This window comes from Trichococcus sp. TS_SC_9 (genome assembly GCF_056156325.1).
Map to the genome: position 1 here is coordinate 995,996 of NZ_CM149591.1, position 24,355 is coordinate 1,020,350.

At 48.6% G+C, this 24,355-nt stretch carries 19 protein-coding genes; 12 read left to right on the forward strand and 7 right to left on the reverse strand.

Annotated elements, in window-relative coordinates:
• Positions 1 to 3,204 (forward strand): carbamoyl-phosphate synthase large subunit, encoded by a 3,204-nt coding sequence (gene carB, locus AC0J5I_RS04590; protein WP_475304319.1) that lies wholly within the window; start codon positions 1 to 3, stop codon positions 3,202 to 3,204.
• A 76-nt stretch (positions 3,205 to 3,280) separates the two neighbouring features.
• On the opposite strand, the gene AC0J5I_RS04595 is transcribed toward carB, so the two are convergent.
• A complete protein-coding gene (locus AC0J5I_RS04595; RefSeq protein ID WP_475304320.1) occupies positions 3,281 to 4,159 on the reverse strand; it encodes a fumarylacetoacetate hydrolase family protein in 879 nt (292 codons plus the stop codon).
• A 291-nt stretch (positions 4,160 to 4,450) separates the two neighbouring features.
• Here AC0J5I_RS04595 and AC0J5I_RS04600 point away from each other — a divergent pair, with 291 nt between their 5' ends.
• Positions 4,451 to 4,720 (forward strand): ACT domain-containing protein, encoded by a 270-nt coding sequence (locus tag AC0J5I_RS04600; protein ID WP_475304321.1) that lies wholly within the window; start codon positions 4,451 to 4,453, stop codon positions 4,718 to 4,720.
• A gap of 12 nt (positions 4,721 to 4,732) precedes the next feature.
• Positions 4,733 to 6,091, forward strand: coding sequence for a PFL family protein (locus AC0J5I_RS04605; protein WP_424199966.1), 1,359 nt, complete (start codon positions 4,733 to 4,735; stop codon positions 6,089 to 6,091).
• 58 nt (positions 6,092 to 6,149) lie between these two features.
• Here AC0J5I_RS04605 and AC0J5I_RS04610 read toward each other — a convergent pair whose 3' ends face one another.
• Both AC0J5I_RS04610 and AC0J5I_RS04615 read right to left on the reverse strand, forming a co-directional pair.
• Complete coding sequence (locus AC0J5I_RS04610) at positions 6,150 to 7,487, reverse strand: APC family permease (RefSeq protein WP_475304322.1); 1,338 nt, start codon at positions 7,485 to 7,487, stop codon at positions 6,150 to 6,152.
• 140 nt (positions 7,488 to 7,627) lie between these two features.
• Positions 7,628 to 8,500, reverse strand: a complete 873-nt coding sequence (locus tag AC0J5I_RS04615) for a cation diffusion facilitator family transporter (protein WP_475304323.1) — start codon at positions 8,498 to 8,500, stop codon at positions 7,628 to 7,630.
• A gap of 253 nt (positions 8,501 to 8,753) precedes the next feature.
• Here AC0J5I_RS04615 and AC0J5I_RS04620 point away from each other — a divergent pair, with 253 nt between their 5' ends.
• The 6 genes from AC0J5I_RS04620 (at position 8,754) to AC0J5I_RS04645 (ending at position 16,520) form a co-directional block, all read left to right on the forward strand.
• Complete coding sequence (locus tag AC0J5I_RS04620) at positions 8,754 to 10,208, forward strand: amidase (protein ID WP_475304324.1); 1,455 nt, start codon at positions 8,754 to 8,756, stop codon at positions 10,206 to 10,208.
• Between the two features lie 201 nt (positions 10,209 to 10,409).
• Positions 10,410 to 12,404, forward strand: coding sequence for a KUP/HAK/KT family potassium transporter (locus AC0J5I_RS04625; protein WP_475305531.1), 1,995 nt, complete (start codon positions 10,410 to 10,412; stop codon positions 12,402 to 12,404).
• Between the two features lie 417 nt (positions 12,405 to 12,821).
• Positions 12,822 to 13,211 carry a MerR family transcriptional regulator gene (locus tag AC0J5I_RS04630; protein ID WP_086628750.1) on the forward strand — a complete coding sequence of 130 codons (390 nt, stop codon included), beginning with the start codon at positions 12,822 to 12,824 and terminating at the stop codon, positions 13,209 to 13,211.
• Positions 13,212 to 13,251: 40 nt separating this feature from the next.
• On the forward strand, positions 13,252 to 14,592 hold the full coding sequence (glnA, locus tag AC0J5I_RS04635) for a type I glutamate--ammonia ligase (protein WP_414718269.1): 1,341 nt from the start codon (positions 13,252 to 13,254) through the stop codon (positions 14,590 to 14,592).
• A gap of 223 nt (positions 14,593 to 14,815) precedes the next feature.
• Complete coding sequence (locus tag AC0J5I_RS04640) at positions 14,816 to 15,706, forward strand: ABC transporter ATP-binding protein (protein ID WP_475304325.1); 891 nt, start codon at positions 14,816 to 14,818, stop codon at positions 15,704 to 15,706.
• A complete protein-coding gene (locus AC0J5I_RS04645) occupies positions 15,699 to 16,520 on the forward strand; it encodes an ABC transporter permease subunit (RefSeq protein ID WP_475304326.1) in 822 nt (273 codons plus the stop codon). The genes AC0J5I_RS04640 and AC0J5I_RS04645 overlap by 8 nt, the downstream gene beginning before the upstream one ends.
• Before the next feature lie 80 nt (positions 16,521 to 16,600).
• Here the strand turns inward: AC0J5I_RS04645 and AC0J5I_RS04650 are convergent, their stop codons facing one another.
• From AC0J5I_RS04650 to AC0J5I_RS04665, 4 genes are all read right to left on the reverse strand, one after another.
• A complete protein-coding gene (locus AC0J5I_RS04650) occupies positions 16,601 to 16,774 on the reverse strand; it encodes a hypothetical protein (protein WP_475304327.1) in 174 nt (57 codons plus the stop codon).
• Entirely contained in the window at positions 16,767 to 17,246 is a 480-nt protein-coding gene (locus AC0J5I_RS04655; RefSeq protein WP_475304328.1) for a GNAT family N-acetyltransferase, read from the reverse strand. Before AC0J5I_RS04655 ends, AC0J5I_RS04650 begins: the two co-directional genes overlap by 8 nt.
• Positions 17,247 to 17,416: 170 nt before the next feature.
• Complete coding sequence (locus AC0J5I_RS04660) at positions 17,417 to 19,090, reverse strand: ammonium transporter (RefSeq protein ID WP_475304329.1); 1,674 nt, start codon at positions 19,088 to 19,090, stop codon at positions 17,417 to 17,419.
• Between the two features lie 388 nt (positions 19,091 to 19,478).
• Entirely contained in the window at positions 19,479 to 19,838 is a 360-nt protein-coding gene (locus AC0J5I_RS04665) for a hypothetical protein (RefSeq protein WP_086986603.1), read from the reverse strand.
• A 576-nt stretch (positions 19,839 to 20,414) separates the two neighbouring features.
• On the opposite strand from AC0J5I_RS04665, the gene nrdD reads away from it, so the two are divergent.
• From nrdD to AC0J5I_RS04680, 3 genes are all read left to right on the forward strand, one after another.
• Positions 20,415 to 22,637, forward strand: a complete 2,223-nt coding sequence (nrdD, locus tag AC0J5I_RS04670) for an anaerobic ribonucleoside-triphosphate reductase (RefSeq protein ID WP_475304330.1) — start codon at positions 20,415 to 20,417, stop codon at positions 22,635 to 22,637.
• Between the two features lie 23 nt (positions 22,638 to 22,660).
• The gene (gene nrdG, locus AC0J5I_RS04675; RefSeq protein ID WP_475304331.1) at positions 22,661 to 23,221 is read left to right on the forward strand and encodes an anaerobic ribonucleoside-triphosphate reductase activating protein; all 561 of its coding nucleotides are present in this window, start codon (positions 22,661 to 22,663) and stop codon (positions 23,219 to 23,221) included.
• Positions 23,222 to 23,355: 134 nt separating this feature from the next.
• On the forward strand, positions 23,356 to 24,279 hold the full coding sequence (locus AC0J5I_RS04680) for an aldo/keto reductase (RefSeq protein ID WP_475304332.1): 924 nt from the start codon (positions 23,356 to 23,358) through the stop codon (positions 24,277 to 24,279).
• Positions 24,280 to 24,355: the final 76 nt, after the last annotated feature.

Genomic DNA, 24,355 nt, shown 5'->3' on the forward strand with positions numbered 1-24,355 from the left:
ATGCCTAAACGAACAGATATCAAGACGATCCTAGTGATCGGCTCGGGACCTATCATCATCGGCCAAGCCGCGGAATTTGACTATGCCGGTACGCAGGCATGCGTAGCCTTAAGGGAAGAAGGATACAAGGTCATCTTGGTCAACTCCAACCCAGCCACCATCATGACGGACGTTGAGATCGCTGATAAAGTCTATATGGAACCACTGACGCTGGAGTTCCTCGCGAATATCATCCGTAAAGAGCGTCCGGATGCCTTATTGCCGACATTGGGCGGCCAGACTGGTTTGAATATGGCGGTGGAACTTGATGAAGCCGGCATTCTGGAGGAGTACAAGGTCGAGTTGTTGGGCACGAAACTGACTTCCATCCAACAAGCGGAAGACCGTGATTTGTTCCGTCAATTGATGGCGGAATTGAATCAGCCGGTTCCTGAGAGCGACATCGTCCATACTGTAGACGAAGCACTTCGCTTTGCAGCGGAAATCGGGTATCCCCTGATCGTCCGTCCGGCCTTCACCATGGGCGGCACCGGCGGTGGTATCTGTCACAATGAAGCTGACTTGCGCGAAATCGTAGCGAACGGCTTGCGCTACTCACCAGTGGCGCAATGTCTGTTGGAAAAATCGATCGCCGGCTTCAAGGAAATCGAGTACGAAGTGATGCGCGACAGCAACGACAATGCGATCGTCGTCTGCAACATGGAAAACATCGATCCGGTTGGTGTCCACACAGGCGATTCCATCGTCGTGGCGCCTTCCCAAACCTTATCCGATAAAGAGTACCACATGTTGCGTGATGTCTCCCTGCAGATCATCCGCGCCCTGAAAATCGAAGGCGGCTGCAATGTCCAGCTGGCATTGGATCCGTACTCGTTTGACTACTACATCATCGAAGTGAACCCGCGCGTCAGCCGTTCTTCGGCTTTGGCGAGTAAAGCGACCGGTTACCCGATTGCGAAGATGGCGGCGAAGATCGCTGTCGGCTTGACCTTGGATGAAATGAAGAACCCGGTCACCGGTACATCCTATGCGGCTTTTGAACCGGCTTTGGACTACATCGTATCCAAAATCCCGCGTTTCCCGTTCGATAAATTCGAAAAGGGCGACCGTACCCTCGGCACACAGATGAAAGCCACCGGCGAAGTCATGGCCATGGGCCATACATTCGAGGAATCGATGCTGAAAGCCGTCCGTTCTTTGGAATACGGCGTCAACCATCTGGCATTGCCGAAAGACCAAGGACAGACCGTGACGATGGAAGAAATCGAACAGAACATCCGTGTCGCTTGCGACGAACGTCTTTTCTATCTGGGAGAAGCATTGCGCCGCGGCGTGACACCGGAAACGATCCACGAATGGAGCGAAATCGACTACTTCTTCCTTTACAAATTCAAGCACATCATCGACTTGGAGAAGGAAGTGGCGGCAGCCGAACCGAAAGACCTGGAAATCCTGCGCGAAGCGAAGAAATACGGCTTCAGCGACGAAATCATCGCGGAATTATGGGGCATGGCTTCAGAAGACATCTACGCGTTGCGCAAAGCCAACGGCATCGTCCCTGTCTTCAAAATGGTGGATACGTGTGCGGGCGAATTCGAATCCTTCACACCGTACTTCTACAGCACGTATGAGATGGAACAGGAATCGTTCCCGAGCGACCGCGAAAAAGTTATCGTCTTGGGCTCCGGTCCGATCCGTATCGGCCAAGGGGTCGAGTTCGACTACGCCACCGTGCATGCGGTCTGGGCGATCCAGGAAGCCGGCTATGAAGCGATCGTCGTCAACAACAACCCGGAAACCGTTTCGACGGACTTCTCGATCTCCGACAAGCTGTATTTCGAACCATTGACCGAAGAAGACGTGATGGCCATCATCGACTTGGAACAACCGCTGGGCGTTGTCGTGCAGTTCGGTGGCCAAACGGCCATCAACCTGGCCGACAAATTGGTGAAACACGGCGTGAAGATCCTGGGCACGAGCCTGGAAGATCTGGACCGCGCCGAAGACCGCAAATTGTTCGAACAGTTGTTGCGCGACTTGGATATCCCGCAAGCACCCGGCAAGACGGCCGTGACCGTTGAAGAAGCGGTCGCAGTTGCCAACGAAATCGGTTATCCGGTCTTGGTGCGTCCGTCCTACGTATTGGGCGGACGGGCGATGCAGATCGTCTACAATCAAGCGGATCTGGAGAAATACATGCGCGAAGCGGTCGTGGCCAGTCCCGAACGTCCGGTCCTGGTCGATCATTATCTGATCGGAGAAGAGCTGGAAGTCGATGCGATCTGCGACGGCGAAACCGTCCTGATCCCGGGCATCATGGAACACATCGAACGCGCCGGCGTACACTCGGGCGACTCGATCGCTGTTTACCCGCCGCAAAACCTGTCACCTGAACTGATCCAGACGATCGAAGACTACACAATTCGGGTGGCGCAAGGCTTGAACACCATCGGCTTGGTGAACATCCAGTTCGTCATCAGCGAAGGCGTCGTCTACATCATCGAGGTGAATCCGCGCGCGAGCCGGACGATCCCGTTCCTGAGCAAAGTGACCGGCATTCCGATGGCGAACTTGGCGATGCAAGGCATCCTTGGCATCAAATTAAAAGATCAAGGCTACCGCACCGGTCTGGTTCCGTCGAAATCCGGCGTATACGTGAAGATGCCGGTCTTCAGTTTCAACAAACTGAAGAAAGTTGACACGGTTCTGGGACCGGAAATGAAGTCCACAGGTGAGATCATCGGCAAGGATATCGTCCTTTCCAAAGCGCTGTACAAAGCTTTCCGTGCCGCCAATATCGAGCTTCCCGAGTACGGTACGGCTCTGCTGACGATTGCCGACAAGGACAAGCAGGAAATGCTGCCGCTGGCCAAACGGTTGGTTGCAGTTGGCTACCGTTTGCTTGCGACAAAGGGCACCGGACAAGCCTTACTGGATGCGAAAGTGCCGGTCACAATCCTCCAAAATGGCGAAGCGAAGCGGGAAAATATCCTGAAAAGCATGCATGACGGAGAGATCCAGTTCATCATCAATACGATGACCGAAGGCAAGACCGAGGAAACGGACGGCTATTTCATCCGCCGCGAAGCAGCGGACAACAATCTGCCGTGCCTAACCTCGTTGGACACGGCTGGGGCATTGCTGCAAGCGATGGAAATGATGCATTTCCACCTGCAGCCGGTCGGAACCGAACCGATCTTTTAAAAAGGTCCATTTCAGCAAAGCAAAGGCCGCCGCATTATCCTGAGTAGGATTAATGCGGCGGCCTTTTGGATGTTTTCTATCGGAACGTATTCACCAATGTCCCAATGCCTTCGATGCTGGATTCGATGACATCGCCTGGTTTCAGCCAGACTTGTTCGTCTTCGGGATAACCGAGGATGACTCCATCCGGTGTGCCGGTGAAGATGATGTCGCCGGGTTCCAACGCAAAGTGTTGGGAAATGTAGGAAACGATCGTCGCGATGTCGAAAATGAGATGCTTCGTGTTGCTGTTCTGACGAACCTCGCCGTTCAATTTAAGGGAAATGGCCAGATTTGTCGGATCCACTTCATCAGCAGTCACATAGACCGGTCCGAGCGGCGCAAATTTATCCGGGGACTTTCCTAATAACCATTGCGGAGAGCCTTTTTGCCAGTCGCGCGCGGTTACATCATTGCCGATTGTGTAGCCCGCGACATGGTCAAGAGCCTCTTCCGGGGAGACGCAATAAGCTTTTTTGCCGATGACTGCCACCAGCTCGACTTCGTAATCGACCTTATCCGTGTTATCCGGAATCGGAATGCCTTCTTTGTGGGCAGCCAAAGCGCTCGTGAATTTGCTGAAGACAAGCGGTTTTTTCGGGGCTTCGCTTTTTGTTTCCGCGACATGGGCGGCATAGTTCTTGCCGATGCAGAGGATCTTGCGGGGACGGGAGAGGACGGGCAGGAAAGTGACCTCATCCATGGAAACATAGTAGGCTGGCTCCGTCAGCGTGTCCGCTTGGGCCAGAATGGCGTCCAGTTGTGCTGCCTGTTCCGGATCCTTCAGCACGTCATCTATATAGGAAGGAAAAGGTAGCGATAAAGCTGCAGCCGCTTTTGCCGCGTTCAGGAAACCGCGCGCCGTCTTGATGCCGATGCGGCTTTGGCCGTCTTCTGAAAAATGAATCAATTGCATTAAGAAAACCTCCTTGATATTGGATGGGAACTTGCTTATATCCAGTGTAGCAATTATTCCCAAAAAACGATAGATTTAATGCTGCATCTGCAACAATTTTCGTGTTTCGGGAAAGAACACAGAAAAATCCAATTAGAGAGCGGTTACTGCTTTCCGTTTTCCAAAAAAATAGTAGGCATTCCCTTTATATGTGATAGAATAGGAACAGAAATTTTTTAATTGGATTTTCATATTGGCGTAAAATGGTATAATGGACTCAACAAAAAATTAAAGAAGCAGGGGCGAAAAAAGATGAGAGCAATCATGACCGTAACAGGTAAAGACCACACTGGAATCGTAGCAAGCGTATCGGTGGAATTGGCGCGTCTGGGCGTAAATATCTTGGATATCTCACAGACTATCATGGAGGAATACTTCACTATGATTTTGATGGTCGAATTGAACGAAGCACATAACTCAGTCAAAGAAGTAAAAGCAGCGATGAAAAAAGTTGAAGAAGAACAAGGCTTGGTCATCCGTTTACAGGCAGAAGACACATTCCATGCAATGCATCGGATCTAGGGGGACATTTGAATGTTAAGAACTGACAATATCTTGGACACCATTCGAATGTTCGAAGAGGACAATCTGGATATCCGTACTATCACCATGGGGATTTCTTTATTGGACTGCATCGACAGCGATGGCGAAAAAGCTCGTGAAAGAATATACAAAAAAATCACCACCAAAGCGAAGAACCTGGTCAGCGTGGCGCAGGAAATCGAAGATACATACGGCGTTCCGATCACGAACAAACGGATTTCGGTGACACCGATCGCCTTGATCGCCGGCGCAAGCGATGACACGGACTATGTTGCATACGCCAAGACGTTGGATGCTGCGGCGAAGGAAGTCGGCGTCGACTTCATCGGCGGCTTCTCGGCATTGGTCGAAAAAGGCTACAACAAAGGCGATAAAATCCTGATTGATTCGATTCCGGAAGCCTTGGCAGTGACGGATAAGGTCTGCAGCAGTGTGAATATCGGCTCCACTAAAGCGGGCATCAATATGGACGCTGTGAAATTGATGGGTGAAATTGTGCTTGCAACGGCTGAAAAAACAGCTGAACAACACGGATTCGGTTGTGCGAAATTAGTAGTATTCGCAAACTCGGTAGGCGACAATCCCTTTATGGCAGGCGCTTATCACGGGGTGGAAGAAGCTGATTGTGAAATCCATGTCGGAATCTCCGGTCCTGGTGTCGTCAAACGTGCTTTGGAAAAAGTAAAAGGCGAACCGATGGACATCGTTGCCGATACAATCAAGAAAGCAGCCTTCCAGATTACCCGCATGGGTCAATTGGTCGGGAACATTGCTTCCCAAAAATTGGGCGTGCCCTTCGGCATCGTCGACTTGGCTTTGGCTCCGACGCCTGCAGTCGGCGACTCGGTCGGTGAAATCCTTGAAGAATTTGGTTTGGGTGTAGTCGGTACCCACGGAACAGTAGCTGCGCTGGCTGTATTGAATGATGCAGTCAAAAAGGGTGGCGTAATGGCATGCAGCCATGTCGGCGGACTTTCGGGTTCGTTCATTCCTGTATCGGAAGACCACCGCATGATAGATGCTGCGGCAGCAAACCAAATCAGTTTGGACATGTTGCTGGCGATGACTGCCATCTGTTCTGTTGGTTTGGACATGATCGCCATCCCTGGTGACACGCCTGCGACGACAATCGCGGCCATGATCGCTGATGAAGCCGCAATCGGTGTTCAAAACCACAAAACAACTGCTGTGCGCGTGATTCCGGCAATCGGCTGTGAAGTAGGCGACTTCGTTGAATTTGGGGGATTACTGGGACGCGCTCCTGTAATGCCGGTCCACAAAGAAAGCTCTGCTGACTTCATCAACCGCGGGGGACGCAGCCCGGCACCGATCCATTCATTCAAAAACTAAATTCATAAGAAAAGCCATCAATTTCGTCAGATAATCTGACAAGACTGATGGCTTTTTGTTAGGCTATTTTTTTCTCGTAGTATTTATAGCCGATGAAGCAAACCGCGAAGCAGAATAGGATGAAAATCGGTACATAAGTCGGATTGGACACGATGCCGCCGATTAGAATGATGGCAGAGCCCATGATTGCGAATACCGGAGTGATCGAACCGAAGAAAGAGCTGGTAATGACACCTTCTTTTTTCATGCTGATGACTTTCAGATAAAGGATGACATAAGTCATATAACTGAAGACAATCGCGATTTCGCTGACATCTCCGCCACCCAGAATCCCGGATTTTTGGCTCAAATAGTGTAACAACATCCACACAAGGGATACCGCAAAGGCAATTTGTGCGGCTGCCGGGGACAGTTGGCTCTTTGGATCAATCCGTTTTACCTTAGAGCTGTTAGGCAGCATGTTTTTTTCTGCCAATGCTTGCGGCAAACGCAGAATACCCATGATTACACCATTAGTTACGCCCAAGATAGCAATCAATACAAAGGAAAGAATGATGCTGCCGCCACGTTCGCCCAGCAAGGAAATGCCGATGGTTGTGGTGGCCTCATCGCCAACAGCCAAGATGTACTCTGAACCGGCGATAGAGACCAAGCCGCTGAAATAGGTCAAATAGATGGCCAGCACAACCAAAGGTCCGATGGTCAACGCTAAAGGCATCGTCCGTTTGGGGTTCTTTACTTCATGCGTGATGTTTGTCGCGATTGTCCAACCATCGTAGGAGAAGGCCATCGGCGCTAGTGCAGCCAGCCAGCCCCAGCCGACATTCGTGATCGGAACAGCCAATTCAGGAGGAACGATCGGAGCCGGTTCTTTCCAGAAAATGCCGACAATAGCGACGGCGATCAGCGGGATAAGTTTCATGATGGTGGCGAGATTTTGGAAATAGCCGCCCAATCTGAGCGAAAAATAATTCAACAAGAAGAAGAACGCCATGTAGCCCGTCCCGATCAGTGTTTGAGTTTCCAAGGTGTTCGGCAAGCCCAACAGCATGCAAGTGTAAATGCCGGATACCCAGCTCACGACGACGATGATCGTCGGCAGGTAAACGAACAATTGGAACCAGCCGAACGCGCTCGCAGCTTTATCGGAGATGAACTCCTCAAAATAAGCGACGACGCCGCCGGTTCTTTCGGTCCGGTTAGCCAGTTGCGTCAAGGTGATGCTTCCGAAAATGATGCTGAATGCGCCGATACAGAAAACTAAAATCCCTAGTGCTACGTTTCCTCCGGTCGCTCCCAAAATGTCATCGGCTTTGAAAAAGATCCCTGAACCGACGCAGATGCCGACGATCATGGATACTGCAGTGAATAGGCCGTAATGTTTCTCTTCTTTCATAAGTCCTCCCAATAGATGTATTTTTTCCAAAAAAAAAGACGGACAGATCTTGATGACAGCTGCGTCCGCCAAAATAATCTGTATAAATCCGTCTGTTATTATACCATCAAAATCCCGTCCGGCCTATAAAACTTGTAACATCAGTGCGTCAGAGGTTCTACGTGGACATCTGTTTCGAAAACATTGAATGCCGTGCGCAAGCGCTCCTCGACTTCTTCCGTGATTTCATGGCTGCGCAACACTGTCAGCTCCGCATCCAGCAGAATGGTCACATCAACATAGACATTTGCGCCGTAGCTGCGTGCGGCGATGGTCGTCACTTGCTGGACGTCAGGAATGTCGAGGATGGCTTGCCGGTATTCGGCCAAATAATTCGTTTCGAAACCATCGGACAAGGAGAAAGCACTCTCGCGGAAGATATCGATCGCGGTTTTGATAACGACGATACCTACGATGACAGCCATGACGCCGTCCAACCAGTACAGCCCGAAAATGGAGCCGAAAATGGCGATCGCCGCCGCAAAGCTGGTCAAGGCATCGCTCAGGTTGTCTTTGGCGGAAGCGGCCAAACCAATGCTGTTGATCCGGTTTGCAAGGCGGTTGTTGAATATGTAGACTCCGATCATGATGAACCCAGCAATCAAGGCGGTAACGCCGGAAAGTACGTCAGGAGTGGTGAACTCTCCGGCTGTCAGTTTCGAAAAACTCGAGAACAGCACTTGCAGGCCGACCAGAAGCATGATGAAGGAAGTCGAGAGGCTCGCTATCGTTTCCGCTTTCCAATGGCCATAAGGATGATCTTCGTCAGCTGGACGACGGGCAATCCGTAAACCGATCATGACAGCGACAGTGGAAATGACATCAGTGAAATTATTCAGTCCATCGGCACTCAGCGCGGCCGATCCGAAAGCATTCCCGATGAAAAGTTTTGCGAAAGAGAGAGTGACATAGGCAACCATGCTGAGTCGTGCGCCCTGTTCCGCCAGTTTTAAGTCCTTATATCTTTCGTTCATCGTGTCCTGCTCCATTTCCTATGAATTCTCATCTAATCCGTGCGTTTTTGAACATTTCCCAAAATTGGTACAATAGAAGGATTCTACTATATTTCAGTTTGGTTGTCATTAAAAACGATTTAAAACACTATCGTCAGCCTGCTGAACAGTGACTGAAACATGAACGAGAAGGCACTGGCCCGGCAAACCGTTGCCTTTTTTTTGCGAGCAACCTACAATGGAAGAAAATGTAAAAATGAGAAGGAGGCTTTTTATGGATCGTCAGAAAGATGCCCTGTATTACACCGGACTTTTAAAAATGAAAAAGGTATCCCCGCAAGAATTGGTTGCGGATGCCTTCAAAAAGATAGAAGAAGAAAATCCCCGTTACAATGCCGTTGTGCATACGCGGATGGAAAAAGCGCTTCATGAAGCCAGGACAAGGGATTTCGGGAACACCTTATTCGGCGGCGTGCCGATACTGATCAAGGACTTGGGTCAGGACCTGACAGGGGAGCCGTCGACATCTGGCTCGCGGTTGCTGAGGGATTATGTCGCTCCCCGAACTAGCCATTTTATCGAAGCGGTTGAGAAGGCCGGCTTCATCGTCATCGGGCAGACGAGCACACCCGAATTCGGGTTCAAGAACATCACGGATGCCGTCATCCATGGTCCCGCCAGAAACCCCTTCAATCGGGATCATTCTCCGGGAGGATCCAGCGGCGGGGCGGCTGCGGCTGTCGCGGCGGATATGGTGGCCATCGCCACTGCCAGCGACGGCGGTGGCTCGATCCGGATCCCGGCCTCCTTCACAGGCTTGGTGGGATTGAAACCGACAAGAGGAAGAACACCGGTGGGGCCGGGATCTTACCGCGGCTGGCAAGGCGCATCGATCAGCTTCGCCTTGACGAAGACGGTAAGGGATACGGCGATGATGCTGGATGCCTTGCAGACTGTCCAAGCGGCAGCGCCGTTCCAAACACCATTATTTCCGGGGAGCCATTTCCAGGAACAGCAATCGGGAAACCGGCGCAAATTCCGGATCGCCTATTCATTGGAATCGCCGGTGAAATCCGTCGTCAGCGCGGACGCAAAGCGGGCTGTACTCCAAACAGTGGCAGCTCTGGAAGAGTTGGGCTACGAGGTGGAAGAAAAAACGCCCGATATCGACGGCATCCGTTTGATGGAGGCCTACTATGCGATGAACGGGGCCGAAACGGATGCCATGCTGAGAGGCTTTTCCGCGAAATTGGGGCGCCCATTGATGGCCGATGACATGGAATTGGTTTCCTGGTCCCTCTATCAGTACGGCCGCACGATTTCCGGAGGCGACTACTCCTTGGCGTTGGGCCTTTGGGACCAAGCGGCGGCCACGATGGATCAGTTCCATGGAAACTATGATCTATTGCTGCAGCCGACTACGGCAGCGAGCGCTCCTCTGATCGATCATTCCTTCCAAAGCGAAGAACTGAAGGAGCGGATGCGCAACGCGGAGCTGCTGTCGGCAGCGGACCGGAAAGAGATCGTCTGGACCATGTTTGAAGAGAGCTTGGGTGTGACCCCATTCACGCAGCAAGCGAATTTGACCGGGCAGCCTGCCATCAGCCTGCCGGTGTACCGCACGGCTGCCGGATTGCCTTTGGGTGTGCAGTTTACAGCCCCAAAAGGGAAAGAAGAGTGGCTGTTGGACATCGCGTCGGTTCTGGAGAGAGCCGGGTTGTTCACATGATCTGAGGCGTCTTTTTTCCCACGGTCCGAGACGGCGAATCTTCAGTCGGTTTTTACGGATGGGAACGCTTTACAGCATGCCGATAAGTTCTGCAAATTAATCTTTCTGCGGGCTCTTGACTGCCTCCCAAAAAAGACTATAATTAGGTAGTTTTTAAAATAAAAAAGAGATCTGGGACATTGGAGGAAAAATAGATTGGAAATGCAGAAAGAAAAGCATCCGCAGATTCCCCTGAGCATGGCAGCGGTTGTTGTGGCGCTGGGAGTCGTTTATGGGGATATCGGTACCTCACCGCTCTATGTCATGAAAGCTATTGTAGAAGGGAACGGCGGGCTCGAATCATTGTCGGATTCATTTATCACAGGTGCGTTATCCTTGGTCATCTGGACGGTCACGCTGATTACGTCAATCAAATACGTGCTTATCGCGATGCAGGCTGATAACCATGGAGAAGGCGGTATTTTCTCGCTTTATACACTCGTCCACAAACGCGCAAAATGGCTGATCATTCCGGCTATGGTGGGCGGGGCGGCCTTGCTGGCTGATGGTATTTTGACCCCGGCAGTAACGGTTACGACGGCTGTCGAAGGCTTGCGCAGCATCCCGTTCTTCGAGGGCTTCCTAGGCGAGGGACAAGGGAAAATATTGGCGATAACGATGACGATCATCTCGGCTTTATTCATGATTCAACGGCTCGGAACCAAAACGATAGGGAAAGCGTTTGGACCCATTATGGCCTTCTGGTTTGCCTTTATCGGTGGAATGGGGCTATGGCAAGTGCTCGGCAATCCAACCGTACTGCTTGCGTTCAACCCTATGCGCGGTATCAATCTGCTCTTGAGCGAACAGAACAATGCTGGCTTTATGATTTTGGGCAGCATTTTCTTGGCTACGACAGGTGCGGAAGCATTGTACTCGGATATGGGGCATGTCGGCAAGAAGAATATCTACGGCAGCTGGCCCTTTGTAAAGGCGTCCCTCTTGCTGAATTACTTCGGCCAAGGGGCTTGGTTGATGCAAGCCAAATCAAACGCTGCGCTCTACCATATTGAAGATTTCAATCCATTTTTTGAAATGATACCAGGCGGTTTGCGATTTTTTGCGGTTCTGTTGAGTACCCTCGCTGCGATCATCGCTTCGCAGGCGCTCATTACCGGGTCCTATACGCTTGTTTCGGAGGCGATCAGTTTGAATCTGTTGCCGCATCTGAAGATTCAATACCCTTCCCAAACTAAGGGACAAATGTACATCCCTCTGGTGAATAACATCCTTTGGTTGTCATGTATGGGGGTTGTCTTTTACTTCAAGACGTCGATCCGGATGGAAGCTGCTTACGGTCTGGCGATCACCATCACGATGCTGATGACGACGATACTGCTGTTCGAATTTCTGCGCTTGAAGAATTTCAATATCATCGTTTCTCTGATCATGTTCGTGTTCTTCGGTACATTGGAGGCGACCTTCTTCATCTCCAGCGCAACCAAATTCTTCCATGGCGGCTATGTCGCGATCCTTATGGGTGCCATTCTTTTCGCCATCATGTTCGTCTGGCATAAAGGGAGTAAGATTGAATCGTTACAACGATTGGAATACCCGATGACGGACTTCATCAGCCAATTCAAAAAATTGAAGGAAGATGATTCCTTGCCTGTGTATGCGAATAACCTAGTCTTCCTGACAAGCAATCAAAATACAGGCTCTGTTGATCGCGACATTCTCTACTCCATATTGGACAAGCGGCCGAAACGCGCCGACGTGTATTGGTTCATCAACGTAGCCGTCACCGACGAGCCGTATACACAGGAATACAAAGTGGAGGATTACGGCACAGACTTTTGCTTCAAAGTGCAGTTGCGTTTGGGTTTCAAGATCGAGCAACGGATCAATGTATACTTGCGCCAGATCATCCAGGAAATGATGGAAGAGGGCAGAATCAAACCCCAAAAACAAACGTACACAATCTATCACGACAAAGAAATCGGCGACTTCTGCTTTGTGTTGGTTCGCAAGGCCATTTCGCCAGAAAGTGATCTTTCTGTTTTCAGCCGCTTCATCTTGAGTTTGAAATATAATATCAAGGCGTGGACAGGATCTCCCGCAAGGTGGTTTGGGTTGGAAAACACAAACTTGGTCATTGAACAGGTTCCCCTGTTCCTGAAGGCAAGGGAGGCCAGCCGACTTACCCGAGTGGATTAGGTATTATGGCTGGAAACGATAAAGAATAGCAGTATGGAGGTCGGGACTTATGTTCCGGCCTCTTTTTATTAGAGCCTCTTGACTCACATTTTTTTTTAATATTTTTTTCATTAAGCGCCTCTTTTTTTATTTCCATGCGAGGAAATTGGCCTATCAAGGGGAGATGAAATGCCTTTCAAATGTTATTCTGACAAGGGTTTATGTATATGTAAGCAAATGTTACATGCGATGTTAAGGTAGCATTGACTTGTATGAGAATTTGGAGTATTCTTGTTGTATTAAATCACTCAATTAATTGTTAGGAAATACGATTAATTGCTGAAAAGAATTACCTTTTTCTCAACAGGCGCTAACTCCTGAAGAAAAAGTATTCATCTGTGGTTCACTCAACTCAGAAGCTTCGATGGAGGGGTTGGTATGAAAGAAAAAGAGCTACGACGTTCGATGGCTGTTTTTACCATCGGAACGGTCATGCAGCTGACGGATCTGACAGCAAGACAGATCCGCTATTACGAAGAGCAAGACCTCGTTCATCCTAAGCGGACAGACACCAATCGCCGAATGTTTTCATTGAACGACGTCGATCGTTTGCTGGAAGTCAAAGACTATTTGGCTGAAGGGTTGAACATCACTGCAATCAAACGGATGTACAGTACCGAAAGACTGAAGAAGCAGCAAGAAGAGGAGCTTGAAAACAAGCACAAAAACTTGACAGACGAAGATGTCCGTCGCATCCTCTACAAAGAAATTCTTAACGCAAGTGGATTTAACCCTGGGGATTCAAGTAAACCTTGGGGAAGATTATAAAAAAACAAAAAAATACACAAAGCATAGTCAAGGAGAGGGAATACAAATGCCAAAATTTACTAGAGAAGAAATCATCGCATCAGCAAAGAATGATAACGTCCGTTACCTACGCTTAATGTTCACTGACATCTTAGGAACAATCAAAAACGTGGAAGTTCCTATCAGCCAGTTAGAAAAAGTATTAGACAACAAAATGATGTTCGACGGTTCTTCCATCGAAGGTTTTGTACGTATTGAAGAAAGTGATATGTACTTGTACCCAGATTTGGATACATGGTTAGTATTCCCATGGGGCACTGAACAAGGCAAAGTTGCACGTCTGATCTGTGATATCTACCAACCAAGCGGCGAACCATTTGCTGGAGACCCACGCAGCAACTTGAAGCGCGCTCTTAAAGAAATGAAAGAATTAGGCTTCACTGAATTCAACTTAGGACCTGAACCTGAATTCTTCCTGTTCAAATTGGATGAAAAAGGCAACCCTACCCTTAACTTGAACGACCAAGGTGGATACTTCGACTTGGCTCCTACTGACTTAGGCGAAAACTGCCGTCGTGACATTGTTTTGGAATTAGAAGCTTTAGGTTTCGAAATCGAAGCAAGCCACCACGAAGTTGCACCAGGACAACACGAAATCGACTGGAAATACGCAAATGCTGTTGAAGCTTGCGACAACATCCAAACGTTCAAACTGATCGTTAAGACTGTAGCCCGCAAACATGGCTTGCATGCAACCTTCATGCCTAAACCAGTATTCGGAATCAACGGTTCTGGAATGCATTTCAACATGTCTTTATTCAACGAAAACGGCAATGCTTTCTACGACAAAAACGATGATCGTCAATTAAGCGAAACAGCTTACCAATTCATCGCTGGTCTGATCAAACACGCTCGCGGCTTTACAGCTGTCTGCAACCCAATCGTTAACTCTTACAAACGTTTGGTTCCTGGTTATGAAGCACCTGTATACATCGCATGGAGCGGAAGAAACCGTTCACCGCTGATCCGTATCCCAGAATCACGCGGCATGTCTACTCGTGTTGAATTACGTAGCGTTGATCCAGCTGCTAACCCATACTTGGCTTTAGCTACATTATTGGCTGCAGGTCTTGACGGCGTGAAGAACAAATTGGAAGCTCCAGCTCCAATCGACCGCAACATCTACCAAATGTCAGCTGAAGACCGTTATGAAAACGGAATTTTGGACTTGCCTACAACATTGCAAGAAGCTCTTGAAGAGTTATCTAAAAACCCATTATTGGTTGGCGCATTAGGCGACCACATCAGCAACAACTTCATCGAATCAAAAGAAATCGAAGTAATGTCTTACATCCAACAAGTAACAGAGTGGGAAAGAGAACAATACTTGAACATGTACTAAGAGTGTGATGAATCCCGTTTAGAAATCAGCTTAAGCGGAGAGTTCTGTGATTCAGAACACGTTTACGAAGAGCGTGAGAACCACGCACTTCCCCAAAAGGCCGAGACAAATTTGTCTCGGCTTTTTGTTTCGTTCGGGGAAGAAAAAACGTGCTGTGGCTGTAAACTTCCGACGAGAAAACGTATAATGGATATATGTAAAGTTCTTTAGAGGAGGGGTTACGGTGGAAGCAATCGAAATGGAAGGTTTGACCAAACGATACCGCAAGAGCGTGGCATTGGACAATGTCCACCTCAGAGTGGAGCAAGGCGAACGGTTCGGGTTCATCGGGCCGAATGGGGCTGGAAAGTCAACAACCATCAAGCTGTTGCTTGATTTCATAAAGCCGACCAAAGGCAGTGCCCGAATTTTCGGATTGGATGCCCAGAAAGACTCCGAAAGCCTGAAACGCATCATCGGTTATGTCCCGAGTGATGTACACTACTACAGCAACCTGACCGTGGAAGAAATCCTGATGATGACGGGCAAATTCCACCATATCCAGAACATAAAGGAAATGATTTCTTATTATGTGGAACGCTTTGCGTTGGAGCCAAAAAAGAAAATGAAGGACCTGTCGTTGGGGAATCGAAAAAAAGTCGCGATTGTGAACAGTCTGATTTTTAATCCAGAACTTTTGATACTTGACGAGCCTACGAATGGGCTGGATCCTTTGATGCAGCATCGTTTGTTTGAAGAGCTGAACTATCACAACAAGGAAGGTGCGACTATCTTCATTTCTACGCATAACCTTCCGGAGGTGGAAGCATTTTGTACGCGTACTGCCTTTATCCGTGAAGGGAAAATCATTTCCGTGGAGGATATGGCATCCGGTTATCAACCAGGGAAAGTGGTGACGCTGACTGGTTCTGCAATCAGAACGGAGGATTTCGAATCCAAAGGGTATCGTGTCCTTTCCCGGACAGACCAGGTTGTTTCATTATTGTACAAGGACAACGTGAAACAGATCCTTGCCGATATGGCACCTCTGGATTTGGAGGATATCGAAATCCGCAATCAGAATCTGGAGGAAAAATTCATGACCCTATACGGTGGAGGTGAATCCCATGAATAGCATCCGACTGGAGTGGAAACAAGAACGCGGCGGGTTATTCGTATGGTTGTTCTTTATGGTTCTGATAATGGGGATGATGATGGCTATGTTTCCCGTCATGGCGAATCAAGGGATGGAGGATATCTTGACGACCAAGCTCGATGCGATGCCGCCGGAGATGCTGGAGGCCTTCTCACTCACAAATGGAGCAAGCTTATTGCAGGCCACTGGATTTTTTGCCTATATTTTTCAGTATCTCTTTTTAGCCGCCTGCATTTTTGCAACGATGAAAGGGGCGCAGGCGCTGATCAAGGAAGAGACGAACGGCACGATCGAGTATCTGTATGCACAGCCGATCAGCAGAAAAGCTATCGTCACGAGTAAATACATCGCTAACTTAGTGTTGCTTATGGTCTTTTGGATTGTACTGTACGGAGCTGCCTTGGTATTCATCTATTTGTTCAAGGAGGATGGAGCCGATTTTATGGAAATCATAAAGGATATCACGCTGATTTTTGGTGCGGAGTCGTTGGTATTGTTGTTCTTTTATTCAATCGGCTTCCTGTTCTCCACGTTCATCGCGAGCAGCCGTTCCACCAGCGGTGTCGCGTTATTGCTGGTGTTCGGCACGTACATGATCGGCCTTGTCTCCAAGATGGTCGAGGACTATGAATTCCTGCGTGTTTTGTCGCCGATCGAATACGCACATCCAGCGGCCTTGCTGGAAGAAGGGATTTCCTGGGAGTACATGGTCATCTGCATCATCGGAAGCTTGCTGGCATTGGGCTTGAGCTATCTGATCTACAGCAGAAAAGATCTGCGGATCCAAGTTTAGCAGAAGCACTATCCTTCGCCCAGGAATAATGATGACTTTCCCAAAATAAAAAAGCCCGCGATGGGCTTTTTTATTTTGGGTTATCCAAACGTCATGAACATTACTGCGGCGACAATCAGGGCGTAGGATAATTTCTCCAGATTTTTCTTTGTGATCGGGTTCAGTCCTTTTTCGTAGCGTGTCTGATACATGATCCAGACGTTGATTCCGATGCTGATGATGCCTAGTATACTTGCTGTAAGATATTTATTCACGATGTTCCTCCTGTTGGTTTTTGCTTTCTGTTTGGCTATTCTGCGTAGCGATGATCATGTCGATGTGCGGGATATCATCCTCCAGATAGACATCCGATACGGGCCGGAATCCGAAAGACCCATAAAAATCCTGCAGATAGGCTTGTGCTTGCGCGTGGATCGGAAGTCCGGGGAAATGCGTCTTTGCATACTCCAGCACGACCTGCATCAATTCTTGGCCGTAGCCATGGGTGCGTTCGCCTTGCGAGACAAGAACGCGTCCGATGCGCACACTACCTAGTTCCGGAATCAGCCGGGCATAGGCCAACAGCCGATCTTCCGTCTGCTTCCAGAAGTGGATGCTGACGAGGTCGGTATCATCCACCTCTTGATAGGGGCAATTCTGCTCCACAACGAAAACAGCGACCCGCTCTTTGTAGATAAGGTGCAGTTCTCTCGCCGTCAGTTCTTCAAAAGGTTTGATGACCCACATATGCGTTTTCCTCCTCATCGATTGGTGGAGAGACACCATCATAGTCCTTATTATAGCAAAGCACAGGCAAACAAAAAACCTGGAAATAGTTTGCTGCAAAGAAATGAAGCCAAGGAGCGCGTCTCGCAGTGAGACGGCTCCTTGGCTTCATTTGGTGTTCGTTATTCGGTTTAATAATATTTCAGGGCTGCAGGGCCTGAATCGCTGTTGCTGATGCGGAAGGCATCGGCAACGGGGGAAACGAAGACTTTACCGTCACCGACATGCCCCGTGTATAAAGCGCGACGGGCGGCACGGATGACTTCTTCGACAGGCACTTCGCTGATGATCGTTTCGATGCGGACTTTCGGTAAAAGGTTGCCCTCAGCCTTCGCACCACGATAGAAGGTTTGTTGGCCTTTTTGGAGCCCGTAACCATGCACGGATGTGACCGTCATGCCGGTTACGCCGATAGCGTTCAATTCCGCTTTCAGACGCTCCAGTTTATCCGGATTAGCGATGATTTCTACTTTGTTCATCGTGAAGCCTGAATCCGCCAACTTGAAGGCGCCAACTTTACTCAGATCCACTTCTTGGACAGCAGGGACTGTTTGTTTGGTGTCCGTCACGTAATCTTCGAATGCGGTCGTTGCGACAAAGTCATGGTAGCTTGAAGTCAAGCCATGCTCAGCGACGTCCATGCCGACAATTTCTTCTTCAGCAGTAACGCGAAGACCCATTGTCTTTTGGATGACCTTGAAGACTACGTACATGGAACCGGCTGTGTAAGCTGCTACAGAAGCGACACCCAAAGTTTGAATTCCCAGCAGGTTGAACCCGCCGCCATACAATAGACCGCCATCTGTTGCGAAAATACCGACTAAGATTGTTCCCAATGCACCATTCACGCCGTGTACACTGAAAGCGCCGACGGGATCATCGATCTTCAGCTTTTGATCGACGAATTCAACAGCGAGAACAATGGCAAACCCAGCTATGGTTCCGATTGCTATAGCGCCGAAAGGTGATACGATGGCACAGCCTGCAGTTACGGCAACAAGCCCAGCCAGCGAACCGTTCAGCGTCATGGACACGTCCGGTTTACCATATTTTGCCCAAGTGAATAAAAGAGTGGCGAGGGTAGCGGATACAGCAGATAGATTTGTATTCAAGAAGATAGTACCAATCAAGGCAAGCGTTTCGTCGCCGGTGGCAGATACGGTTGAAGCACCGTTGAATCCGAACCAAGCGAACCAAAGGATGAAGACGCCAAGGGCACCGATTGTTAAATTGTGTCCAGGAATGACTTGTGCTTTACCATCTTTATATTTTCCGATACGCGGTCCGACGATTGCAGCACCCACGATAGCAGATATGCCTCCGACCATATGCACGGCAGTGGATCCGGCAAAATCAATGAAGCCCATTTGAGCTAACCATCCGCCGCCCCAGATCCAGTGACCCGAGATCGGATAGATAATTAAGGAGATGATGAAAGAATACACGAGATAAGAGCTGAATTTTGTTCGTTCCGCAACAGAGCCGGATACGATAGTGGCAGCAGTTGCCGCAAAAACATTCTGGAACATGAAATGAACGGAGCCGGGAATGGTGGAATCAAGTCCATCCATGAATAGGCCAGGGGTTCCGATGATTCCGGCGATATCATCCCCGAACATGATGCTGTATCCGATGAGGAAGAATCCCAACGATCCGAGCACAAAGTCCATAAGATTTTTCATGATGATGTTCGCTGCGTTCTTGGCGCGAGTGAATCCCGTCTCAACCATCGCGAAACCGGCTTGCATAAAGAATACCAATACCGTTCCCACTAAGGTCCATAATGTGTCTACTGATGAAAACATAATAATTCCTCCTCCTGTTTTAGCATAGTCCTAGTGTATAGAAATAATTTTATTGATGCTATATCCTGCTTACGCTCCATGTCAGAATATATGACAAAGTTGTTAAATTAGCGTTTGCAAGCGTTTGAATGTTAATTTGATGAGAATTTTAATCTGCATTCTCATCAAATTGCAGGAATGTTGGATGCAGTAGTGTTTTTTTGGTCAATATGATTAAAAAAAATCTGACATGGGAGAGTAGGGAATATGACGGATGTCAGAATCACTGACAAGAACGGAGTCACATCAGCAGGGATATTCGGCGCAAAGTAAGATTTGACAGCAAAAAGCCGTAAGGGCACATGATCCACATGTGGCCCTTACGGCTTTTTGTATTTTTTGGTATCTTCTAAAAGTTGATAATCCAGTCCATTTCCGATAATTCAATCAATGGTAGCTCGATCGCTTCCTCTTTTAATGCCTTCTCGAACCCTTCTATGGAAAAAGGGCCTTTTACAGATTCAATTCTTCTATCAATAATAAAATATTCGAATGCTTCATTATGTTCTTTTTCAAGAATGATAAATTCATCGGTCCAATTCAATCGTGTAATATAGCCCTGGATGCTTCCAGTCGGGTAGCGATAAGATGAAGGCAGATGGAAAAGGTTTTGCCAAGAAGCGCACTGTCTCAAAAATAGGCCTTCTCCGACCGGTATTCTAAATTTAGCAATTTTGGATATTTCAGGCAACATTCTATTTTTCCACACTAGCATTTCCCCCCTTTTATCTGCTCATTCTTTTGACATCCCTGCGGCACAAAAACCGGATAATGGATCCGAAAAAAAGAATGAATCGCTTACATTTCTGACAAGTCATAGTATAACTGCTTTTTTTTCCAAAGTACAGTAGATTCTATTGATTTTATGTACTTTATATGTTTTTTAACACTTTTTTTAATATTAGAGGCATTGTTCGGGAATCGAAACAGATAAGTTGAGTTTATTTGACTATTGTTTCTGTTCAGCCTATGTATGTGAGAGTCTGATAAGGAAATAGCAAACAATTCATTTTAAGGGCATTTTCTTATTGACCAACAGGCGGAAATGTGTCTGCCTACTCTAGATGGAATTTGCTTTTAAACACTATATATTGTGGTGGAAATTTGAGTGTGGATGATATATAGTATATATAGCGAATCAAAACAGAGACTACTTTAAGTGGAGGCATCCAACTTGAGAAGCGCGCCCCGCAAGGAAAGCTTGCTCATTTTGTAACGACCTCTTACTTTTTATTAGCTTTTTTTGCATGTTCGGTTAATTTTTAACTAAGGAGTGGGAAAAAATATGGCTTCATTACCAACGGATTTCTTAAATGAAAGCACGAATCTTCAAGTCGATGACGCAGCGGTGAATATCCAAGTGCTGAAGGCGGATGGACGGGTTGTTCCTTTTCATGCCAAGAAAATATACAAAGCGATCAAGAAAGCGGAGCGTTTCTTGTCTGAACAGAATGAAGCGGCTACAGATTACGATGTGGATGCTGTCGTGGCATTGGTCGTAGACAAACTGGTCGCGTCAGAAACTGAAAGTGTTTCGACCGATGATATCCATGATCAAGTTGAAGCGGCGCTTGCCGAAATGGGAAATCTGCCATTAGCGGAAGCCTACAATACCTACAAATTGACGAAAAAAGTCAAAAAGCTGCAACAACAAGACATCGAGTTGCGCATTCAGAGCCTGATGAATGCCGATCAGAGCATCGTCAACGAGAATGCCAACAAGGATAGCCGTGTCTTCAATACGATCCGTGACTTGACGGCTGGAGTGGCCGCGAAAGCAATCGGCTTGAGAATGTTGCCGAAACACGTTTCCAACGCCCACATGAAAGGCGATATCCATTATCATGACCTGGATTACCAACCGTATTCGCCGATGACGAACTGTGTCCTGATCGATTTCCAGAATATGCTCCGTGAAGGTTTCAAAATCGGCAATGCTGAAGTGGATAGCCCGCGTTCCGTCAACACGGCGACTGCCCAAATGGCCCAGATTTTTGCGAATGTTGCTTCCAGCCAATACGGCGGCTGCAGCGCGGACCGGGTCGATGAAGTGTTGGCACCTTATGCGCGCCTGAACTATGAAAAGCATCTGGCGACGGCTAAGGATTGGGTAGAAGGCGAAGCGAAACAAATCGCTTATGCCGAAGAAAAAACCCGCAAAGACATCTATGATGCTATGCAAAGCTTGGAGTACGAAATCAACACTCTCTACACTTCAAACGGACAAACACCATTCACCACACTCGGATTCGGGTTGGGGACGGATTGGTTTGCGCGTGAAATCCAAAAAGCCGTCCTGCAAGTGCGCATCAAAGGATTGGGCAAGGAAAGACGGACAGCAATCTTCCCGAAACTGATCTTCGCTTTGAAAAAAGGCACGAACTTGGAGACGCAGGATCCCAACTACGACATCAAGCAACTGGCCATCACTTGCGCCACGAAACGGATGTATCCGGATGTGCTGATGTACGATAAGATTGTTGAATTGACAGGCAGTTTCAAGACGCCGATGGGTTGCCGTTCCTTCCTGCAGGGATGGAAAGACGAAAACGGAAATGAAGTCAATTCCGGCCGGATGAATCTTGGAGTCGTGACGTTGAACATCCCGAGAATCGCCTTGGAGTCGGAAGGGAACCCGGAAGCATTCTGGAACATCTTCGAAGAACGTCTGGCCATCTGTAAGGATGCCCTCGTCTACCGTGTCGAGCGCACCAAAGAAGCGACGCCTACAAACGCACCAATCCTGTATCAGCACGGAGCCTTCGGGAAACGTCTGGGCGAAACGGACAAGGTCGATGAACTATTCAAAAACAAACGTGCGACCGTCTCCTTAGGCTACATCGGACTTTATGAAGCGGCGACCGTCTTTTACGGAGGGGATTGGGAAACGAATCCGGAAGCGAAAGCCTTCACTTTGGACATCATCAAGAAGATGAAGGAAAAAACGGATGCTTGGGGCAACCAATACGGTTATCATTTCAGTGTCTACTCAACACCGAGCGAAAGTTTGACCGACCGTTTCTGCAGCATGGACACAGAGAAATTCGGCATCATTTCCGACATCACGGATAAGGAATACTACACAAACAGTTTCCATTATGATGTCCGTAAGAATCCGAATCCTTTCGAGAAGATCGCCTTCGAAATGGAATATCCGCAATATTGCTCAGGCGGCTTTATTCATTATTGCGAATACCCTAACCTGCAGCAAAATCCCAAAGCTTTGGAAACAGTCTGGGATTTCGCCTACGACAAGGTCGGCTACCTTGGAACGAACACGCCGATCGACCATTGTTTGGAGTGCGGTTTTGAAGGAGACTTCAATCCGACCGAGCGCGGTTTCCAATGCCCGGAATGCGGCAATACCGATCCGCAGACATGCGACGTCGTAAAACGTACATGCGGGTATCTCGGCAACCCACAGATCCGGCCGATGGTGCGCGGTCGCCACAAAGAAATTTCGGCACGCGTCAAACATCTGCATGCGGATTGCAAGTCAGAACAGTAATCAGAACAGTTAGGTGATGTGAAGTGAAAAATCCGCAACCGCAAGAATGGTTGGCAGAAACATACAGCAAGGACAAAGTGGCGGACTACAAAGCGTTCAACTTTGTCGACGGCGAAGGCGTGCGCTGCAGCATCTATCTGAGCGGCTGCCTGTTCGCCTGCCCCGGTTGCTACAACAAGATTGTCCAAAATTTCGACTACGGTATTGCCTATACCGATGAGTTGGAGGAACAGATCATGGCCGATTTGCGTCAGCCTTATGTGCAAGGCTTGACGCTCTTGGGCGGTGAACCATTCCTCAACACAAAGGTCGCGCTGCGGCTTGCGCAGCGGATCCGGGCAGAGTTCGGCTGGACCAAGGACATCTGGGGGTGGACCGGCTACTATTGGGACGAACTGGCTGCAGAATCCGAGGATAAGCAGGAATTGCTGCGCTTGATGGATGTGCTCGTCGATGGCCGCTTCGAACTGTCAAAACGGGATCTGACGCTGAAATTCCGCGGCAGCTCCAACCAAACCATAATTGATGTACAAAAATCGCTCGAGGCTGGCGAAAAAGTCCCTTGGGCGAATGGCTACTCATAAATACAAAAAAGGTTACTGGATGAATCCGGTAGCCTTTTTTGATGCGCTTCAGTTCACGAATGGCCATCAAAAATGCTATACTGAATTTATTGAAACGTTTTCAAGAAAATCCGAAATGAAAGCTGGTATGACAATTGAAAAAAATAAACATCGGCAATGCAGGCCTTTTTGCATCAGAGATTTCGCTCGGCATTATGCGCATGAACGCTTTGACGCATGATGAGGCAATAACGGTCATCCGCACGGCAGTGGACAACGGCATCGACTATTTCGATCACGCAGATATTTACGGCAGAGGGACTTCGGAGGAGATTTTCGGAAAAGCCTTCAAGGAACTCGGCATCGCAAGGGACAGCGTGATGCTACAGACGAAATGCGGCATCATACCGGGTGTCATGTTCGATTTCTCCAAAGAACACATCATCGCTTCGGTGGAAGGTAGCCTGAAACGCCTGCAGACCGATTATGTGGATGCTTTGCTTTTGCACCGGCCCGATACTTTGATGGAACCGGAGGAAGTTGCGGAAGCCTTTGATGAGTTGCACAAATCAGGAAAAGTGCGTCACTTCGGCGTCAGCAACCAAAATCCGATGCAAGTCGAATTGCTGAAGAAAGTTGTCGCACAACCATTATTGATCAATCAATTGCAGCTTAGCTTGACGCATGCGCCGATGATCGATGCAGGCTTCAACGTGAATATGATGAATAGTCCATCGCTTGTGCATGATGGGTCGATCCTGGAGTACAGCCGCATCACTGACATGACGATCCAACCATGGTCGCCTTTCCAAGTCGGAAACGGGAAAAAGGGGCTGTTCTTCGATCATCCCGATTATGTGGAGTTGAATGAAAAAATCGAAGCGATGGCCGAGGACAAAGGGGTATCGCGTGAAGCGATCGCAATCGCTTGGTTGCTGCGTCACCCAGCTAAAATGCAGCCGATCGTCGGCAGCATGAACCCGGAGCGCATCGCCGCCATCTGTAAAGCTTCCGATGTGGAGCTGAGCCGCACCGAGTGGTATGAGCTCTACAAGGCTGCAGGCAAAAAGTTGCCTTAAGCAAAGTCCGCACGAACTCAAGAGAAATGGAAAAAGAACAAGCCTCCATCATGGAAGCTTGTTCTTTTTCTCTTTT

Bases quoted from the DNA above. Each gene is read 5' to 3' on its own strand.
- AC0J5I_RS04595 (WP_475304320.1), bottom strand. From the start codon at position 4,159: ATGCAATTGATTCATTTTTCAGAAGACGGCCAAAGCCGCATCGGCATC.
- AC0J5I_RS04610 (WP_475304322.1), bottom strand. From the start codon at position 7,487: ATGAAAGAAGAGAAACATTACGGCCTATTCACTGCAGTATCCATGATC.
- AC0J5I_RS04645 (WP_475304326.1), top strand. From the start codon at position 15,699: ATGAATAGCATCCGACTGGAGTGGAAACAAGAACGCGGCGGGTTATTC.
- AC0J5I_RS04655 (WP_475304328.1), bottom strand. From the start codon at position 17,246: ATGTGGGTCATCAAACCTTTTGAAGAACTGACGGCGAGAGAACTGCAC.
- carB (WP_475304319.1), top strand. From the start codon at position 1: ATGCCTAAACGAACAGATATCAAGACGATCCTAGTGATCGGCTCGGGA.
- AC0J5I_RS04605 (WP_424199966.1), top strand. From the start codon at position 4,733: ATGTTAAGAACTGACAATATCTTGGACACCATTCGAATGTTCGAAGAG.
- AC0J5I_RS04660 (WP_475304329.1), bottom strand. From the start codon at position 19,090: ATGTTTTCATCAGTAGACACATTATGGACCTTAGTGGGAACGGTATTG.
- AC0J5I_RS04625 (WP_475305531.1), top strand. From the start codon at position 10,410: ATGCAGAAAGAAAAGCATCCGCAGATTCCCCTGAGCATGGCAGCGGTT.
- AC0J5I_RS04630 (WP_086628750.1), top strand. From the start codon at position 12,822: ATGAAAGAAAAAGAGCTACGACGTTCGATGGCTGTTTTTACCATCGGA.
- AC0J5I_RS04620 (WP_475304324.1), top strand. From the start codon at position 8,754: ATGGATCGTCAGAAAGATGCCCTGTATTACACCGGACTTTTAAAAATG.
- AC0J5I_RS04600 (WP_475304321.1), top strand. From the start codon at position 4,451: ATGAGAGCAATCATGACCGTAACAGGTAAAGACCACACTGGAATCGTA.
- nrdD (WP_475304330.1), top strand. From the start codon at position 20,415: ATGGCTTCATTACCAACGGATTTCTTAAATGAAAGCACGAATCTTCAA.
- AC0J5I_RS04615 (WP_475304323.1), bottom strand. From the start codon at position 8,500: ATGAACGAAAGATATAAGGACTTAAAACTGGCGGAACAGGGCGCACGA.